Annotated in this window: 16 protein-coding genes; 10 read left to right on the top strand and 6 right to left on the bottom strand. The window is 69.2% G+C overall.

Annotated features, from left to right (window positions below; all coding sequences use genetic code 11):
* Positions 1–90 precede the first annotated feature (90 nt).
* Positions 91–1,425: an omega-aminotransferase AptA gene (aptA, locus tag ACYQPG_RS15025; RefSeq protein WP_147908871.1), complete on the top strand. Its 1,335-nt coding sequence runs from the start codon at positions 91–93 to the stop codon at positions 1,423–1,425.
* A gap of 435 nt (positions 1,426–1,860) precedes the next feature.
* Positions 1,861–2,922: an SDR family oxidoreductase gene (locus ACYQPG_RS15030; RefSeq protein WP_419829718.1), complete on the top strand. Its 1,062-nt coding sequence runs from the start codon at positions 1,861–1,863 to the stop codon at positions 2,920–2,922.
* 70 nt (positions 2,923–2,992) lie between these two features.
* Here ACYQPG_RS15030 and ACYQPG_RS15035 read toward each other — a convergent pair whose 3' ends face one another.
* The gene (locus ACYQPG_RS15035) at positions 2,993–4,282 is read right to left on the bottom strand and encodes an ArgE/DapE family deacylase (protein ID WP_419829719.1); all 1,290 of its coding nucleotides are present in this window, start codon (positions 4,280–4,282) and stop codon (positions 2,993–2,995) included.
* Between the two features lie 333 nt (positions 4,283–4,615).
* On the opposite strand from ACYQPG_RS15035, the gene ACYQPG_RS15040 reads away from it, so the two are divergent.
* From ACYQPG_RS15040 to ACYQPG_RS15050, 3 genes are all read left to right on the top strand, one after another.
* The gene (locus ACYQPG_RS15040) at positions 4,616–5,257 is read left to right on the top strand and encodes a L,D-transpeptidase (RefSeq protein ID WP_461231196.1); all 642 of its coding nucleotides are present in this window, start codon (positions 4,616–4,618) and stop codon (positions 5,255–5,257) included.
* A 169-nt stretch (positions 5,258–5,426) separates the two neighbouring features.
* Positions 5,427–5,912, top strand: a complete 486-nt coding sequence (locus ACYQPG_RS15045) for an SRPBCC family protein (RefSeq protein WP_147857467.1) — start codon at positions 5,427–5,429, stop codon at positions 5,910–5,912.
* 273 nt (positions 5,913–6,185) lie between these two features.
* Positions 6,186–6,533, top strand: coding sequence for a hypothetical protein (locus ACYQPG_RS15050; protein ID WP_419829721.1), 348 nt, complete (start codon positions 6,186–6,188; stop codon positions 6,531–6,533).
* A gap of 67 nt (positions 6,534–6,600) precedes the next feature.
* On the opposite strand, the gene fdhE is transcribed toward ACYQPG_RS15050, so the two are convergent.
* The 5 genes from fdhE to ACYQPG_RS15075 form a co-directional block, all read right to left on the bottom strand.
* Positions 6,601–7,590, bottom strand: coding sequence for a formate dehydrogenase accessory protein FdhE (fdhE, locus tag ACYQPG_RS15055; RefSeq protein WP_419829722.1), 990 nt, complete (start codon positions 7,588–7,590; stop codon positions 6,601–6,603).
* Between the two features lie 3 nt (positions 7,591–7,593).
* Positions 7,594–8,316, bottom strand: coding sequence for a formate dehydrogenase subunit gamma (locus tag ACYQPG_RS15060; RefSeq protein ID WP_147939409.1), 723 nt, complete (start codon positions 8,314–8,316; stop codon positions 7,594–7,596).
* Between the two features lie 299 nt (positions 8,317–8,615).
* Positions 8,616–9,554, bottom strand: coding sequence for a formate dehydrogenase subunit beta (fdxH, locus tag ACYQPG_RS15065; RefSeq protein WP_147908864.1), 939 nt, complete (start codon positions 9,552–9,554; stop codon positions 8,616–8,618).
* Positions 9,555–9,568: 14 nt separating this feature from the next.
* Entirely contained in the window at positions 9,569–12,649 is a 3,081-nt protein-coding gene (fdnG, locus tag ACYQPG_RS15070; RefSeq protein ID WP_419829723.1) for a formate dehydrogenase-N subunit alpha, read from the bottom strand.
* Positions 12,650–12,800: 151 nt separating this feature from the next.
* Positions 12,801–13,142, bottom strand: coding sequence for a hypothetical protein (locus ACYQPG_RS15075; protein WP_147908862.1), 342 nt, complete (start codon positions 13,140–13,142; stop codon positions 12,801–12,803).
* Between the two features lie 146 nt (positions 13,143–13,288).
* Between ACYQPG_RS15075 and ACYQPG_RS15080 the strand changes: the two genes are divergently transcribed.
* The 5 genes from ACYQPG_RS15080 (at position 13,289) to ACYQPG_RS15100 (ending at position 17,627) form a co-directional block, all read left to right on the top strand.
* Positions 13,289–13,474, top strand: coding sequence for a hypothetical protein (locus ACYQPG_RS15080; protein ID WP_147939411.1), 186 nt, complete (start codon positions 13,289–13,291; stop codon positions 13,472–13,474).
* A gap of 385 nt (positions 13,475–13,859) precedes the next feature.
* Positions 13,860–14,846, top strand: a complete 987-nt coding sequence (locus ACYQPG_RS15085; RefSeq protein ID WP_461232469.1) for a sulfate ABC transporter substrate-binding protein — start codon at positions 13,860–13,862, stop codon at positions 14,844–14,846.
* 10 nt (positions 14,847–14,856) lie between these two features.
* Positions 14,857–15,711 carry a sulfate ABC transporter permease subunit CysT gene (gene cysT, locus ACYQPG_RS15090; protein ID WP_147939412.1) on the top strand — a complete coding sequence of 285 codons (855 nt, stop codon included), beginning with the start codon at positions 14,857–14,859 and terminating at the stop codon, positions 15,709–15,711.
* Positions 15,704–16,585 (top strand): sulfate ABC transporter permease subunit CysW, encoded by an 882-nt coding sequence (cysW, locus tag ACYQPG_RS15095; RefSeq protein ID WP_419829724.1) that lies wholly within the window; start codon positions 15,704–15,706, stop codon positions 16,583–16,585. The genes cysT and cysW overlap by 8 nt, the downstream gene beginning before the upstream one ends.
* Positions 16,563–17,627: a sulfate/molybdate ABC transporter ATP-binding protein gene (locus ACYQPG_RS15100; RefSeq protein ID WP_246692708.1), complete on the top strand. Its 1,065-nt coding sequence runs from the start codon at positions 16,563–16,565 to the stop codon at positions 17,625–17,627. The genes cysW and ACYQPG_RS15100 overlap by 23 nt, the downstream gene beginning before the upstream one ends.
* The last annotated feature ends 19 nt before the right edge of the window (positions 17,628–17,646 follow it).

Genomic DNA, 17,646 nt, shown 5'->3' on the forward strand with positions numbered 1-17,646 from the left:
TGCAAGGGCTTGGCGGCGATCAGAAAAGGACTTGTTGCCCGATCCGCCAGGGTGTCCCCTGGACTGGACGTCGCCCCGGAGAGCCGACCCATGACCGACCATCCCCTGCGCAACACGCCGTCGCTCGACGCCTTCTGGATGCCGTTCACCGCCAACCGCCAGTTCAAGGCGGCGCCGCGGATGCTGGTGGCCGCCGAGGGCATGCACTACACGGCCGATGACGGCCGCACGGTGCTGGACGGCACCGCCGGGCTCTGGTGCGTCAATGCCGGGCACGGGCGCCGGGGGATCTCCGCCGCGGTAGAGCGCCAGCTCGCGACGCTGGACTTCGCCCCGACCTTCCAGATGGGCCACCCGATCGCGTTCGAGTTCGCCGAGCGGCTCGCCGAGATCGCCCCGGGCGGCCCCGACAACCGCCTCGACCGGGTGTTCTTCACCAATTCCGGCTCCGAATCGGTCGACACCGCCCTCAAGATCGCGCTCGCCTACCAGCGGGCGATCGGGCAGGGCACCCGCACCCGGCTGATCGGCCGCGAGCGCGGCTATCACGGCGTCGGCTTCGGCGGCCTGTCGGTGGGCGGCATCGTGTCGAACCGCCGGGTCTTCCCGCAGCTCAACGGTACCGATCACCTGCGTCATACCCACGATCCGGCCCGCAACGCCTTCGTGAAGGGCCAGCCCGAGCACGGGGCGGAGCTGGCCGACGACCTGGAGCGGCTGGTGGCGCTCCATGGGGCCGAGACCATCGCGGCCTGCATCGTGGAGCCGGTGGCGGGCTCCACCGGCGTGCTGATCCCGCCGAAGGGCTATCTCGAACGCCTGCGCGCGCTCTGCACCAAGCACGGCATCCTGCTGATCTTCGACGAGGTCATCTCCGGCTTCGGCCGCCTCGGCGCGCCCTTCGCCACCGATTATTTCGGCGTGGTGCCCGATCTCGTGACCAGCGCCAAGGGCCTGACCAACGGCACGGTGCCGATGGGCGCGGTGTTCGCGAGCCGCGCGGTGCACGACGCGCTGATGAACGGCCCGGACGGGATCGAGCTGTTCCACGGCTACACCTATTCCGGGCACCCGGTGGCGTGCGCGGCCGGCCTCGCCACGCTCGACATCTACCGGGAGGAGGGGCTGCTCACCCGCGCCGCCGACCTCGCGGACGACTGGGCCACGGCGATGCACGACCTGCGCGGGCGCAAGAACGTCATCGACATCCGCACCATCGGGCTGATTGCCGGCATCGAGCTGGCGCCCCGGCCCGACGCCCCCGGCAAGCGCGCCTACGACCTGTTCGTGGATTGCTTCGCGCGCGGCCTGCTCACCCGCGTCACCGGCGACATCATCGCCCTGTCGCCGCCGCTGATCATCGAACACGGCCAGATCGGCGAGATCGTCGAGGTGCTGGGCGCGGCGATCGACCGGGTGGCGTGAGGAGCGGGGAGCGGCGGCCGCGCATCACGACACCGATCGATGATGATGCTCTGGCGGCACAATAAACCGCTTTGTCATTCCGGGGCGCCGAAGGCGAACCCGGAATCCAGATCCGCCGACGATGAAAGTGCTTGCGCTGTCGGCGGTTATGGATCCCGGGTTCCGCTTCGCGGCCCCGGGATGACAAGGAGGATGTTCGGACGGCGGTGCAACGCCCGCATCCTTCAAAGAAGAAATAGCTCTCTGCGCCCGAGTCCTCCACGAGCACGATCGGTCCCATCCTGAAAGCGGCCAGCGACGAGAACGCCTGTCTACCAAGCGCCTCCGCCAATACCCGCGACGCGGGGGAGGGCGGCGTCGGGCGGCCTTGAAGCCTATGGGGGGCGGCCGCATCTGCCGCTCAACCGGGATGTGAGCCGGGTCGAGAGGATGTGCATGTCGAACACCGCCCTGATCGTCGGCGCCAGCGGGATCGTGGGGAGCGCCACCGGGGCGCTGCTGGCCGAGGATGGCTGGCGGGTCGCGGGGCTCGCCCGCAAGCCTGTGGCGATGGCGGGGGTCGAGCCGGTCGTCGCCGACCTTCAGGACCCGGACTCCCTCGACAAGGCGCTCGCCGGCCTCGCACCGAGCCACGTGTTCCTGGCGACCTGGCAGCGGCGCCCGACCGAGGCGGAGATGATCCGGGTCAACCGGGCCATGATCGAGAACCTGCTCGATGCCCTGCGGCCCCAGAAGAGCGTCCGCCACGTCGCCCTGGTGACCGGGCTGAAGCACTATCTCGGCCCGTTCGAGGCCTACGGCAAAGGCACCCTGCCGCAGACGCCGTTCCGCGAGGACCAGGGCCGGCTCGACGTCGAGAACTTCTACTACGCCCAGGAGGACGCGGTGTTCGCGGCCAGCGCCCGCGACGGCTTCACCTGGAGCGTGCACCGCCCGCACACGATCATCGGCAAGGCGGTCGGCAATGCCATGAACATGGGCACGACGCTGGCCTGCTACGCCACCCTGTGCCGGGAGCTGGGGCGCCCCTTCACATTCCCGGGCTCGGCCGCCCAGTGGAACGGGCTCACCGACATGACCGACGCGAGGCTGCTCGCCCGCCAGCTGCTCTGGGCCTCCACCGAGCCGAAGGCCGCCAACGAGGCGTTCAACGTGGTCGACGGCGACGTCTTCCGCTGGAGCTGGATGTGGGGCCGGATCGCCGACTGGTTCGGGATCGAGGCGGTGCCCTTCGACGGCACGGTCCGGCCGCTGGAGGACAGGATGGCGCAGGACGGGCCGGCCTGGGCCGAGCTCGCCGAGCGCCACGGCCTGGCCGAGACGGACCTCGCGAAGCTCGCCTCCCCCTGGCACACCGATGCCGATCTCGGCCGGCCGATCGAGGTCGTCACCGACATGAGCAAGAGCCGCCGGCTGGGCTTTACGGCGTATCAGCCCACCGACGACGCGTTCTACGACCTGTTCACCCGGCTCCGGGCGGACCGGCTGATCCCCTGAGAGAGGGGGATCGCGGGCGCTCACATCGGGCAGGCAGGTCGTAGCGAACCGCTCGCGCGGAGCCCGTGCTTCAGCCCGCCCGCCGCTCCGTCCCGCACCACTCGGCCACGAACAGCGCCATCGCGGTGGTGCAGCGCTTGACCGAGACGAGGCTGACGCGCTCGTCGAAGCCGTGGACGTTCTGGGCGATCGGCCCGTAGCACAGGGCCGGCACCCGGTCGTAGAGGGCGTAGACCCGCGTATCCAGGTAGCTCGGCGACATGAAGCTCTGCAGCTTGGCGCCCCTCGCCCGCTCGTGGGCGCGACCGAGGACGGCTTCCGCCTCTGAGCCCTCCGCCAGCACGTAGCCTTCGGCGAAGAACCCGTTGAAGGCGACGCGCGGCGGGTTGTTGGCCAAGAAGGAATCCGAGCGGGCGAAATCCGAGACCGCGGCCTCGATCTCGGCGGCGGCCCGGGCCGCTTCCATGCCCGGATAAAGCGCCACCCGGCAGTCGATCCGGCACCAGGCCGGCACCGAGGAGGCCCAGTCGCCGCCCTCGATCCGGCCGATATTGAGGTTGATCGGGTGGTCCTCGGCCTCGAAGTGGCGGTGCGCGCCCTTCTCGGCGTTCCAGCGCGCCTCGAGCTCCCGCAGGGCGGCGATGACCCGATAGGTCGCGTCGATCGCGTTGGCGCCGGCGCCCATCTCGCGCACGTGGACGGGCACGCCCCGGACCTCGACGGTGAACCACAGCACGCCGGTGTTGGCGCGCACCAGCTTCTCGTCCTCGGGCTCCGGGATCAGCACGGCGTCGGCCCGGTAGCCGCGCAGATGGGTCGCGAGCGCGCCGTTGCCGGTGGATTCCTCCTCGACCACTGACTGGATCGTCACCGCGGCGGCGGGCTGGAGGCCGAGGCGGGCCAGCGCATCGAGGGCGAACAGGTTGGCGGCGTGCCCGGCCTTCATGTCGCCGCCGCCGCGGCCGTAGAGCCAGTCGCCCTCGATCACCGGATCGAAGGGCGGGTGAGTCCACAGGTCGCGGGGCCCTTCCGGCACCACGTCGACATGGGCCTGCAGGATCAGCGAGCGCCCGGTCTCGGTCTGCGGGCGGTGGTGGCAGACGACGATCGGGGCGTCCGAGTGGCGCTCGTCGATCTTCGAGCCGCCCGGATGGGCCGCGATGGCGGCGCGGTCCATGGCGAAGCGCTCGGTGGCGTAGCCCCGGGACCGGAACGTCCCGAACACGTAATCCTGGCAGGCATGCTCCGCGCCCCGCAGCGAGGCGAACCGGACCAGCGCCTGCGTGTGCGCGACCTGGTCGGCGAAGCCTTCGGCCACGGACGCTTCGATCTCGGCGGCGAGGGCGGGGTCGAGGGCCATAAGATCTCCGGATCTGGGATGGGGTAGGAGGCGCCCGGCGGCGGGCGGGTGTCAACGGGCGCAACTTCCGGGGGGCATCTTCCGTGCCGAAGCCGGGCCGCCCGCCTGGGGAAGCGGCCAAGGACCAAGCCAAGTTCCGCGTGCAAGCGCTCCACCGGGTGGGTTCGGGACCGCCCGCGACGACGATGCAGGCGGCCGGATCCGGGCGGCCCCTCGGCCGTCGCAGCGCCTGCGCAGTCGAACCCCGCGGCGGCAGGATCCCGCCCAGGAACCTTGGCGTTAGCAAGGGCTTAGCCTATCTCGAAGCGGTTTCCTCCTCCATCGAGGTCATTCATGCGTATCGGTCTGGTCTCGGTCCTGTCCGGACTGCTCCTGTGGGGCGCCGCGTCCCCGGCGGCCCGGGCGGATGTGCTCATCACCGTCGACAAATCCTCCCAGCGCATGGAGGTCACGGTCGATGGGCAGCCGCGCTACACCTGGCCGGTCTCCACCGGGGTCGAGGCCTACGACACGCCGTCCGGTTCCTATCGGCCGTTCCGGATGGAGCGCACCCACTTCTCGAAGGAGTGGGACGATGCGCCCATGCCGTTCGCGATGTTCTTCACGAACCAGGGCCACGCGATCCACGGCACCAACCACGTCCGCAGCCTCGGGGGCGCGGCCTCGCACGGCTGCGTGCGGCTGTCGGTGCGCAACGCCGCGACCTTGTTCAACCTCGTGAAGGCCCAGGGGGCGAGCCACACTCGCGTCCAGATCGAGGGCACCGATGCCCTGGTGGCCGAGCGCGGCACGCGCACCCGCCGGCTCGCCCGGAGCCGCGATCCCTATGCCCCGGACGACACCCTGGCCGACCTGGACCAGATGGGCCGGCGCACGCTCCCGGCCTCGTACGCCCGAACCGCCGTGCGCCCGGCCTACGCGCCGGTGCAGGGATATGGCGACCCGGTCGAGGGCGACGTGGGGGAGGGGTGGTAGGGTAGGGGCTTCGACCGGGACGCCCTGTCCGCCCGCCGCGTCGTCTGGGCGCGGAAGCCGCCGTCCGTCAGGCCGGCCCATTGCCCCGGCGGGTCTCGCGGCTTAGCTCCTGCGCGGCCCCAGAGCCTGCGCGGCGCCCGCCGCGATCGATATGGATGGAGACCCCCCGATGCCCTTCGCTTTCAGCCGGCCCCTGCCGCTTGCCGCCTTGGCGCTGGCCGCTTCCACCGTCGCGGGCCACGCCCTGGAGGTGACGCGCTCGGCCGACATCGCCGCGCCGCCGGCCAAGGTCTGGCAGACGATCGGCGAGTTCTGCGGCATCGGCGATTGGCACCCGGCCATCGAGAAGTGCGTCCTGTCCGACAAGGACGGCCTGAAGGTCCGCACGCTGAGCCTGAAGGGCGGCGGCACCCTCAAGGAGGAGCAGGTCTCCCGCGACGACAAGGTGATGAGCTACACCTACACGATCCTGGAGGGCCCGCTGCCGGTCGCCGACTACAAGTCGACGCTGGCCGTCGCCCCCGAGGGCACGGGCTCCAAGGTGACCTGGAGCGGGACCTTCAACGCCAAGGGCGCCCCCGACACCGTGGCGGTCGACGCCATCCAGGGGATCTACGAATCCGGCCTGAAGGCGCTGTCCGACAAGGCCAAATAGGGCGCGCCGACGCCCGGGCCGGCGGATCTGCGGATCGGGCCCGGGACGATGCACACGGTCAACGGAACGTGCCGTCCAGGGAGGGCGCGTTCCCTCCCCGTTTGCGGGGAGGATGGGCGCGTCCCGGTTCAGGATCGGGCACCTGATCGAGCCTCAGACCACCCGGAACCCCATGTGTGATCATCACAGCGTGCGGGTATGCCGCCCGGGCGATTGACCCACTGCCAAGCTCGGCCCAAAACCCTGGCGGCGCAGCCCGTGCGCCGCAACAGGATGATCGCCGTGCCCGCGTCACGTCTTCCGATGCGCCTCAGCCTCGTGGTTCTCGCCGCCGCGACGCTCGGTGCCTGCCAGCAGCGCGCCGCCGCGCCCAAGGTCTCCGAGCCCTCGCCCATCGTTCCGGCGCCGTTGTCCCTGCCCGCCGGCAGCGGCTGCGGCCCGGAGATCGCGCGCACCAAGGCCATCGTGGATAGCGACGTGGCCACCGGCAACCTCAACAAGCCGGTGGGCGACCAGTTCAACGCCGACCTCAGCCAGGCCGCCGCGGAATGCGGCGCCGGCAAGTCCGGCCCGGCGCTCCACCTGCTGGCCGCCGCCAAGAGCCGGTACGGGTATCGCTGAGCGCGCGGGATCGGGCAGGGCTCGGCTCTGCCCCTTCACGCGGTCCCGGACCAGGTTGATCCGGGACTTAAACGATGAACAGCAAGTTCAAGCCCGCGCGGCGGAATCCGTCCTCGGCGATCTTCAGGTCGAGGCCGTAGGACGCGATATCGTCCGCCACCGGGTCGAGGGTCGGCGCCCGGTGCTGGTGCAGGTGCTTGATGTAGCTGTGGCAGGTCGTGCAGGTCTCGACCTGGACGTCCTTCGAGACCTCGTCGAGCCCGTAATAGCTGATGCCTTCGCCGGAGCCGCAGGCGGTGCAGCGGATCCGGACGTGGTTCCACAGGGTGCTGCAAACCGAGCAGCTCAGGTACCGGGCCTTGTCGGCCGGAGTCCAGCTCACCACCACGCTCGCCACCGGCGCGCCGCCGCAGCACGGGCAAACGCCGTCGGCCACGGGCTTCAGCGCCGAGGCGTCGAGGCGCGCCGCATCCTGGGCGAACCGGACCTGGAGAGCCGCCGCCACGAACACGCATTCGGCGATCCGCTCCACCGGCAGCGCGCCTTCCACGACCTGCACGGCGAGATCCAGCCGGTCCGCCGGGGAGGCCGCGAGCAGGCTCGCGCGGGCGGCCTGTGACGCCTCCGGGGACACCGACAGGTCGAGCTGGTCCAGCAGCGCGGTGAGGCAACCGTCGAAGCCGGCATCCGCCTCGAGCCGCTGGCGCGACAGGGGCGGCATCCCGTGCTCGGTCCGCAGGGCCATGTCGGAGGCAGCCGGGGCCTCGGCGGGTGGAAACGCCGCCTGCACGGACGCCTGCGCCCGGGCCACCTCGGCGACGAACCGGAGATAGGCCTCCATCGGATGCCCCGGTGCCGCCGCCATCAGGCGCGCGGCCCGGTCGGCGAACAGCGTTCCGGGATCGGGCAGCCGCACGAACGGGACCGAGCCCGCGATCCCGATCTTGTCGGGATCGGGCTTCAGCTCGCTAAAATCCCGCCGCCGGGGTTTGGGCTCGGACGCGGCGGGCGTCGTCCCGGACGGTACCGTTGGCTTGCGCCTGAAGAAGTTGGCCACGCATCAGGATCCGCGCTTGTCCACCGAGCCCCGGCGCGCCTTGGATCCGGCGATCTGCCGGAACCACTTGCGGTGATGCCGGTAGGCCCAGCCACCCGTCACCGTGCCGCGCACCATCGCCCGGCCGGTGCCGCGCACCCAGATGCCGGCGTAGATGTGGACCACGATGATCGCGATGGCGATCACGGCCGCGAGCGAGTGGGCGAGCAGCGCCCAGCGCTGGGTCTCGATGGTGGTCAGCCCGCCGAAATAGGTGTTCCAGATCATCAGGCCGGTGACGAACATCACCCCGATCAGCGCGGTCTGGCCCCAGAACACGCCCTTCTGGCCGGCATTGTACTTGCCGAGCTCGGGCAGGCGGTCCTCCCGGTTGGTGACGACGTCGCCGATCTTCATGGACCACGCGACATCGTCCTTGTTGGGGATGTTGAGCTTCCAGAAGCGCACGAACAGGAAGAAGAAGCTCACCGCCAGGGCGACGCCGAACCACGGATGGATCGCGCGCGTCGCCTGCCCGCCGCCGAACAGGCCGGTCAGCGAGAACAGGTAGGGCGTGAACATCGCCAGCCCGGACAGGGTCAGCAGCGTGAACAGGATCGCGGTGATCCAGTGGTTCACGCGTTGCACCCCGGTGTAGCGGGGGACGTACATCACCTCCGGCGCCTCGGACTTGGCGTGGTGGAGGGGGCGGGAATCGCCGTCCCGGATCTCGTTCTGGCTCGTCATCGGCCTTCTCGCGCGTGACGGGGCCGGCTCCGCGGCACGGATCGACCCGGAAACTTAATGTAGGGCGGCATGACCTCGACGGTGCCACCCTGTCGATTCCGGATCCGCGCGGCTCTCCCTCCCCCCCTGCGGGGTAGGGTGGCCCCTGCGTCAGCAGGAGTCGGGAGAGGGGAACCCGGGCTCAGGAAAGGATGCGACCGGCATGACGGGCAACGCCCATCCTGCACCGTCGCTCCCCTCTCCCGACCCCCTTTCGGGGGCCACCCTCCCCCGCAGGGGGGGGAGGGAGACCGTCGCGTCTAGTGCGGCCGAGCCTCGCCGCCGCCGGTCTCGCCGCGGCGCTTGGCCTCGTCGTACTCGACCGCCTCTTCCTCTTCTTCCGGCACGACTTCGTTCGGGCCGGCCGTCACGTAGTGGAAGAAGCCCGCAACTGCGGCAAAGCCCATCGCGGCGAGCCCGAACACCTTGGCGCCGCCCTTCCAGAAGGCCACCAGCGGCGAGATCTTCGGGTCGTTCGGCAGCCCGGCATAGAGGCTCGGCTGGTCGGCGTGGTGCAGCACGTACATGACGTGCGTGCCGCCAACGCCGGCCGGGTCGTAGAGGCCGGCATGCTCGAAGCCGCGCGACTTCAGGTCCTCGACGCGGCTCTCGGCCTGCTCGATCATCGCCTGCTTGGTGCCGAACATGATCGAGCCGGTCGGGCACGCCTTGGCGCAGGCCGGGGCCTGACCCACCGCGACCCGGTCCGAGCACAAGGTGCACTTGTACGCCTTGTGGTCGGTCTGGCTGATGCGCGGGATGTTGAACGGGCATCCCTTCACGCAGTAGCCGCAGCCGATGCAGTTCTCCTCGATGAAGTCGACGATGCCGTTGGAGTACTGCACGATCGCCCCGGGGGACGGGCAGGCCTTGAGGCAGCCCGGCTCGGTGCAGTGCATGCAGCCGTCCTTGCGGATCAGCCATTCGAGGTTCTGGGTCTCCGGGTTCTCGTACTCGGTGAACCGCATGAGGGTCCACGACTTCGGGGTGAGGTCGTGGGGGTTGTCATAGACACCGCGGTTGATCCCGATGTCGTCGCGCAGGTCGTTCCACTCCTCGCAAGCCGATTGGCAGGCCTTGCAGCCGATGCATTTCGACACGTCGATGAGCTTGGCGACCTCCACCTGGCGGCGGATATCCGGCGGCGTCTCCGTGGAGGCGGAGCGCTGGCGGATATCGAGGGAGCTGTAATCGGCCATGCTGTCAGCTCCCCTCAGGCGACCGCGTCGGACGGCGGCGTGGTCGGCTCGATATTCACGAGCCAGGCCTTGAACTCCGGCGTCTCGGTGTTCGCGTCACCCACCACGGGCGTCAGCGAGTTCGGGTGCCATCCTTTCTTCGTCAGGCCCATGAAGCCCCAGTGCTGCGGGATGCCGACGACGTGGACGGGCTTGCCGTCGCAGATCAGCGGCTTGATCCGCTTCGTCACCACCGCCTTGGCCTTGAGCGAGCCGCGCTTCGACCAGACGCGGACCCAGCCGCCCTTGGCGATGCCCTTCTCCTTCGCGAGCTCTTCCGAGATCTCCACGAAGGCCTCCGGCTGGAGGATCGCGTTGATCCGGGCGTGCTTGGTCCAGCCGTGGAAGTGCTCGGTCAGGCGGTAGCTCGTCGCCGCGTAGGGGAACTCGGTCGCGTCGCCGAGATCGGCCAGGTCGTCCTTGAAGATCCGGGCCGCCGGGGCGCCCTTGATCTTCGGGAACGGGATGTTGGCCATCGGCGACTCGAACGGCTCGTAGTGCGTCGGGAACGGCCCGTCGCGCATGAGCCCCCGGGTCCACAGGCGGGCGACACCCTCCTGGTTCAGGATGAACGGGCCGACGCCCTTATCGGGGGCGACGGTCACGCCGTAATCCGGGACGTCGAAGCCGATCCACTGCTTGCCGTTCCACTCGATGAGCTTCTTCTTCTCCGACCAGGGCTTGCCCTCCGGGTCGCAGGACGCCCGGTTGTAGAGCACGCGCCGGTTGGCCGGCCACGCGAAGGCCCAGTTCGGCGCGATGCCGCGGTCGCCGGGATCGGTGTTGTCCCGGCGGGCCATGGTGTTGCCCTTCTCGGTGTAGCAGCCCGAGTAGATCCAGCACCCGCAGGCGGTCGTGCCGTCGTCCTTGAGCTGGGCGAAGCCGTCGAGCTGCCGGCCCGCCGGCATGACCGTCCCGTTGAGGTCGGGCGTCGGCGCCACCGTGTAGCCGTTCAGCTCGCGGGCGAGCTCGGTCGGCGTCGGCGACTCGGCGATGGCATAGTCCCATTTCAGGTTGACGATCGGGTCCGGGAACGCGCCGCCGTCCTTTTTGTAGGCCGCCTTCACGCGGAGGAAGATCTCCGACATGATCTCGATGTCCGAGCGGCACTCGCCCGGAGCCTCCTGGGCCTGCCAGTGCCACTGGAGCCAGCGGCTGGAGTTCGACAGCGAGCCCTCCTCCTCCGCGAACAGGGTGGTCGGCAGCTCGAACACCTCGGTCTGGATCTTGGTCGGGTCGACGTCGTTGTACTCGCCGTGGTTCTCCCAGAACCGGGCGGTCTCCGTCTTGAGCGGATCCATCACCACGATGAACTTCATCTTGGAGAAGGCTTCCGTCATCTTGGCGCGGTTCGGGAACGACAGCAGGGGGTTGAAGCCCTGGATGATGTAGCCCGTCATCTTGCCCTGCTTGGCGAGCTCGAACCCACGGATCACGTCGTAGGTCGGCACGTCGAGCTTGGGCAGGTAATCGTAGGCCCAGTCGTTCTCCTTCGTCGCCTTGTCGCCCCACATCATCTTCTGGAACGAGACGAAGAACTTGTTGTAGTTCTGCCAGTAGCTGGTCTGCCCCGGGCGCAGCGGCTTGAACTGCCGTTTGGCCATGTAGCTCGCGTAATCCGGCTCCTTCTCCACGGGCAGGTTGAGATAACCCGGGATGAGGTTCGACATCAGCCCGAGATCGGTCAGCCCCTGGATGTTGGAGTGACCGCGCAACGCCTGCATCCCGCCGCCGAGCATGCCGATGTTGCCGAGCAACGTCTGGACGATGCACATCGAGCGGATGTTCTGCGAGCCCTTGGAGTGGTGCGTCCAGCCGAGCGCGTAGAGCGAGGCCATCGTCCGCTCAGGGGACGACGTGGTCGCCATCAGCTCGCAGACCTTCAGGAAGGTCTCCTTCGGCGAGCCGCAGATCCGCTCCACCATCTCGGGCGTGTAGATGGCGATGTGCTTCTTCAGGAGCTGCATGACGCAGCGCGGATGCTGCATCGTCTCGTCGACCACGGCGTAGCCATCGGGACCGATCTCGTAGTCCCAGGTGGTCTTGTCGTAGTCGCGCTTGTCGGCGTCGTAGCCGGCGAACAGGCCCTCGCTGAAATCGTAGCCCTCGCGGACGACGTAGCCCGCGTTGGAATAGGCCGCGACGTAGCGGTGCTGCAGCTTGTCGTTGTCGATCAGGTACTTCGCGACGCCGGACAGGAACGCGATGTCGGTCCCCTGCCGGATCGGGCAGTAGAGATCGGCCACCGACGCCGTGCGGGTGAAGCGCGGGTCGACGACGATGAGCTTGGCGTTGTTATGGGCCTTCGCCTCGACGACCCACTTGAATCCGCACGGATGCGCTTCGGCGGCATTGCCGCCCATCACGGTAATCACGTCCGCGTGCTTGATGTCCATCCAGAGGTTGGTCATCGCACCGCGTCCGAAGGAGGGCGCCAAACTGGCGACCGACGGACCGTGTCAAACCCTGGCCTGATTATCGAAGACCAGGGCCCCCATGCTGCGGACTGTCTTGTAGGTCAGCCAGGCCGTCTCGTTGGTGGTGGCCGAGGCGCCGAGGAAGCCCGTCGTGGTCCAGCGGTTGACCGTGAGCTCTTCGTTCTTGGCCAGGAAGTTCTTGTCCCGATCCTCCTTGAGGAGGGTGGCGATCCGGTCGAGGGCGAAGTCCCAGGAGACGCGCTTGAACGCGGACGTGCCCGGGGCGCGGTAGAGCGGGTACTTCGTGCGGGTCTCCGAATGCACGAAGTCGAGCAGCGCCGAGCCCTTCGGGCAGAGGGTGCCGCGGTTGACCGGGTGATCGGGGTCGCCTTCGACATGCATCACCGAGGAGCGCGCGTTCTTCGAGCGGTCGCCGAGGCTGTACAGGATGACGCCGCACGCCACCGAGCAGTACGGGCACGTGTTGCGGGTCTCGCGCATCTGCGCGAGCTTGAACGGCCGCACTGCGGCGGCCATGGCCGGCTGGAGGCCGCCGAAGCCGAGTGCGCCGAGCGAGCCGCCCGCGAGGCCGGCGCCGGCCCCTTTGAGCAGGCCACGCCTAGAGACCTGGACCGTCATCTCCGCTCCTTAAAGGCGATCTGGTATAATTCCAGTGTGTCCCAAAAAAGCGTGCACGAGGCAAGTGTGGTTGCGTGACACAGCCCGCTGATGTTTTAAGTTGATCGGCCCCTTGAATTCGGCACCATCGCCTTGCGCGCGTTGGACTTTCTCACTTCGAGGGCGCGGCCGGGTTCGTGCCGGAGGGGCCGCCGGTGCGGTGGTCCAGCGGTGCCTGCGGCTCCGTCGCCGAAGACCCGCCGGTGTTGGCGCCGGGGACGGGCCGCTTGGCGTTCTCGTCGATGGAGTGGCCACCCGGGTTCGGCGCGTCCTTGGCGGCCGACTGCTCGCGGGGAACGGGGGCTTGGCTCCAGCCATCCTGGGCGCTGCGCGACTTGTCGCCCATGGCGTCGATGCCCTTGATCTCGCCGGGCTTGGTCTGGGCCAGGGCAGGCGCAGCCGTCGCGGCCACCATCAGGAATGCCGAGAGGGTCAGGGACATCGAGCGGGACAAAGGGTGAATCCGATCTGCGCGAGGGGTCATGGGCGGCAACGTGCCCCCGGCGTGGCCAGTTCCGAGCGCGGACATCGGCCATCCGTGACGGTCTCTTAACCAAGCTTTGCCATTCTCAGGGCGGGACACACGGGAGCCTCGGGATCATGACGAAGTCGTATCCGGAGCGCCCCTCCGAAGAGACCGCCTCCTCCACCGTGGCCCCGCTCAGCCCGAGCGTGCGGCGGCATCTCGGCCAGAACCTGCGCTCGGTCTACGCCGACACGTTCGCTGCGCCGATCGACCAGCGCCTCGAAGCCCTGGTGAAGCAGCTCGGTAAAGCGAAGCCGTAAGCGGCGCCCAACTTCGGATCGCGGAGGCGCGCGGGCCCAGACGGCAGCACGCGGCAGGTGCGTCAGCGCACACCAAGTCGTTCTTTCTATGAAACTTACTCCTGTGGCGACATTCTTCTCCCTGCGCATTCTGCGGGAGAAGATCCATGTGCTCCGCCGAGGGGCGAACTCGGACACGCTTGTGTTTCCGGGAATTCCGCCGATCCTGCTTCAAGCGCACGACGATGCGAGAGCCGCCGCCTGGCTTGACTTCGTTCGGTAAAACGAACGATCCAGGGTCCCTGGCGTGCGCCTTTTTACAGCGCAACCGTGGCCGGCGGGGAGAATCGACGTGACGAAGAACGGTGCGGCACGGAACCGGGCTGTGGGCGCGCTCGGCCTCTCGATGCTGGTCGGCGCCGGCCTGCTGAGCGGGCTCCTGCCGGCAAACGCCGAGACCGCACTGCTGAACGTCTCCTACGACCCGACCCGGGAACTCTATCGCGAGATCAACGCGGTCTTCGCCGAGGCGTGGAAGGCCAAGACCGGCGAGGCGATCACCGTGCGCGCCTCGCATGGCGGCTCGGGTGCACAGGCCCGGACTGTGATCGACGGCGTCGACGCCGACGTCGTCACGCTGGGCATCCCGTCGGACATCGACGCCATCGCCAAGCTCACCCGCAAGATCCCCGACGACTGGCGCAGCAAGCTCCCGAACGAGGCCGTGCCCTACACCTCGACGGTGGTGTTCCTGGTCCGCAAGGGCAACCCGAAGGGCGTGAAGGACTGGGCCGACCTGACCAAGCCCGACGTGAAGGTGATCACCCCCAACCCGAAGACCTCGGCCGGCGGACGCTGGAACTTCCTGGCCGCCTGGGGCTACGCCTACGGCCAGGACAAGGACACCGCCAAGGCGGATGCCTTCGTGGGCCAGATCTACAAGAACGTGCCCGTGCTCGACACCGGGGCGCGCGGCTCGACCGTAACCTTCGCGCAGCGCGGGCTCGGCGACGTGCTGCCGACCTGGGAGAACGAGGCCTACTTGGTGCTGCAGGAGTTCGGCGCCGACAAGTTCGACATCGTCTCGCCACCGACCTCGATCTACGCCGAGCCGCCGGTGGCCCTCGTGGCGGTGAACGCCGAGCGCAAGGGCACCACCAAGGCCGCCCAGGCCTATCTCGATTTCCTCTACAGCGACCGCGCGCAGGCGATCTTCGCCAAGCACCATTACCGCCCGATCCGCCGCGAGGCGGCGGCGCCGGCCGACCACGCCCAGCTCCCCGAAATCAAGCTGTTCAAGATCGAGGACATGCAGGGGTCCTGGGACGAGATCCAGAAGCGGAACTTCGACGCCGGCGGCCTGTTCGACCGGTTGAGCCGGGCCGGCCGCTGAGGCGGGAACCATGGTCGAGACACCGCGTCGCAAACGGACCTTCCGCCGTCCCAGCGTGATCCCGGGCTTCGGGCTCAGCTTCGGCTACACGCTGACCTGCCTCGGGCTCGTAGTGCTCCTGCCGCTCGCCGGGCTCGTCGCCAAGGCGTCCGGCCTCGGGCTCTCGGGGATCTGGTACGTGGCCACCGATCCGCGGGTGGCCAGCGCCCTGAAGCTCAGCTTCGGCGTCTCCGCGGTCGCGGCGCTCACCGCCTCGGTGTTCGGCTTCCTGGTCGCCTGGGTCCTGACCCGCTACCGCTTCCCGGGCCGGAAGATCGTCGACGCGGCGGTCGACCTGCCCTTCGCCCTGCCGACCGCCGTGGCCGGCATCGCGCTCGCCGCGCTCTACGCGCCGGACGGGCTGCTCGGCGCGCCGCTCGCCCGTCTCGGCATCCAGGCGGCCTACACGCCGGTGGGGATCTTCATCGCCATGGTGTTCATCGGGCTGCCCTTCGCGGTGCGGACCGTGCAGCCGCTGATCGCCGAGATCGACAAGGAGATCGAGGAGGCCTCCGCCACCCTGGGCGCCACCCGGCTCGGGACCCTGACCCGGGTGGTGCTGCCGCCGCTGATCCCGGCTGTGCTCACCGGGTTCGCCCTGGCCTTCGCCCGGGGGGTCGGCGAATACGGCTCGATCATCTTCATCGCCGGCAACCTGCCCTACGTCTCGGAGATCGCGCCGCTGCTGATCGTGATCAAGCTGTCCGAGTTCGACTACGGCGGCGCGGCGGCCATCGCCACGATCATGCTGGGCATCTCGTTCCTGACCCTGCTCGCCATCAACCTGATCCAGGCCTGGAGCCGGAGGCGCTTCGGCTATGTCTGAGATCTTCTCCCCGACCGTCGCGCCGGCCACGCGGGCGGAGCCCGTCGCCTCGGAGGGCGCCGGAACCCGGCTCGTCCTGATCGGGATCGCGATCACCTTCCTGGCGCTGTTCCTGGTGCTGCCGCTGCTCGCGGTGTTCACCCAGGCGCTCTCGAAGGGGCTCGATGCCTTCCTGGCGGCGTTCCGGGAGCCGGATGCCTGGAGCGCGATCCGCCTGACCCTGACGGTGGCGGCGATCGCGGTGCCGTTCAACGTGGTGTTCGGCCTGGCGGCCTCCTGGGCGATCGCCAAGTTCGAGTTCCCCGGCAAGTCGCTGCTGATCACCCTGATCGACCTGCCGTTCTCGGTCTCGCCGGTGGTCTCTGGGCTGATCTACGTGCTGCTGTTCGGCTCGCAGGGCCTGTTCGGCACCTGGCTCATGGACCACGGGTTCCAGGTGCTGTTCGCCCTGCCGGGGATCGTGCTCGCCACGGTGTTCGTCACCTTCCCGTTCGTGGCCCGCGAGCTGATCCCGCTGATGCAGGAACAGGGTTCCGCGGAGGAGGAGGCCGCGCTGACGCTCGGCGCCTCGGGCCTGCACGCGTTCCGCACGGTGACGCTGCCCAACATCCGCTGGGGCCTGCTCTACAGCGTGCTCCTCTGCAATGCCCGGGCGATGGGCGAATTCGGGGCGGTGTCGGTGGTGTCCGGCCACATCCGCGGCCTGACCAACACCATCCCACTCCACGTGGAGATCCTCTACAATGAGTACAACTTCGTCGCCGCCTTCGCCGTCGCTTCGCTCCTCGCCGTCCTTGCCCTCATCACCCTCGTCCTCAAATCCTTCCTCGAATGGCGCTTCGCGGGCGACCTTGCGCACGGCCGCGCCCACTGACCGTCCCTCGACGGCGATCCGGGTCGAGAACGTCTCGAAGACCTTCGACACGGCCGCGGTGCTGCACGACCTGTCGATCGACGTGCGGGCGGGGGAGCTGCTCGGCCTGCTCGGCCCCTCGGGCTCGGGCAAGACGACCCTGCTGCGGATCATCGCCGGGCTCGACGCGCCGGACCGGGGCCGGATCCTGTTCGGCGACGACGACGCCACGGGGCTTGCCGTGCAGGAGCGGGCGGTGGGCTTCGTGTTCCAGCACTACGCCCTGTTCAAGCACATGAGCGTGGCCGACAACATCGCGTACGGGCTGAACGCGCGGCGCCGGGCCGAGCGGCCGGCCAAGCCTGAGATCAAGCGCCGGGTCGGCGACCTGCTCGACCTGATCCGGCTCTCGGGCTTCGGCGACCGCTTCCCGTCGCAACTCTCCGGCGGCCAGCGCCAGCGGGTGGCGCTCGCGCGCGCGCTCGCCGTCGAGCCGCGGGTCCTGCTGCTGGACGAGCCCTTCGGCGCGCTGGATGCCCAGGTCCGCAAGGACCTGCGCCGCTGGCTGCGCGAGATCCACGACCGCACCGGCCAGACCACGATCTTCGTCACTCACGACCAGGACGAGGCCCTGGAGCTGTCGGACCGGGTCGCCGTGCTCGACCGCGGCCGCCTCGAGCAGGTCGGCACCCCGGACGAGGTCCAGGAGCACCCGGCCTCCGCGACCGTGATGAAGTTTTTGGGCGATCACGTCGAGGTGGAAGCCCTCGCGGAGGGCGGCCGTGTCCTGGTGCGTGGCCGCGAGACGCCCGTCGCCGCGCCGGCCGGGATCATCGGCCCGGTCAAGCTCTACGTCCGGCCGTGGCAGTTGCAGCTCGCCGAGTTCGAGGCGGCGCACCTGTCCGGCACCGTGCGCAGCTCCTACCGCAGCCAGGGCCGCCAGCGCATCGAGGTGGTCGATACCGAGGGGCGGGTCCTGGCGGTGGAGGATTTCGACGGCATCCGCCATCCGGCCGGCCACCCGGTGGGCCTGCGGATCAACGGGGGGCATGTGTTCGGGTGAACCTCGTCAGACGCTGCAC

The organism is Methylobacterium sp. CM6246 (assembly GCF_054818005.1).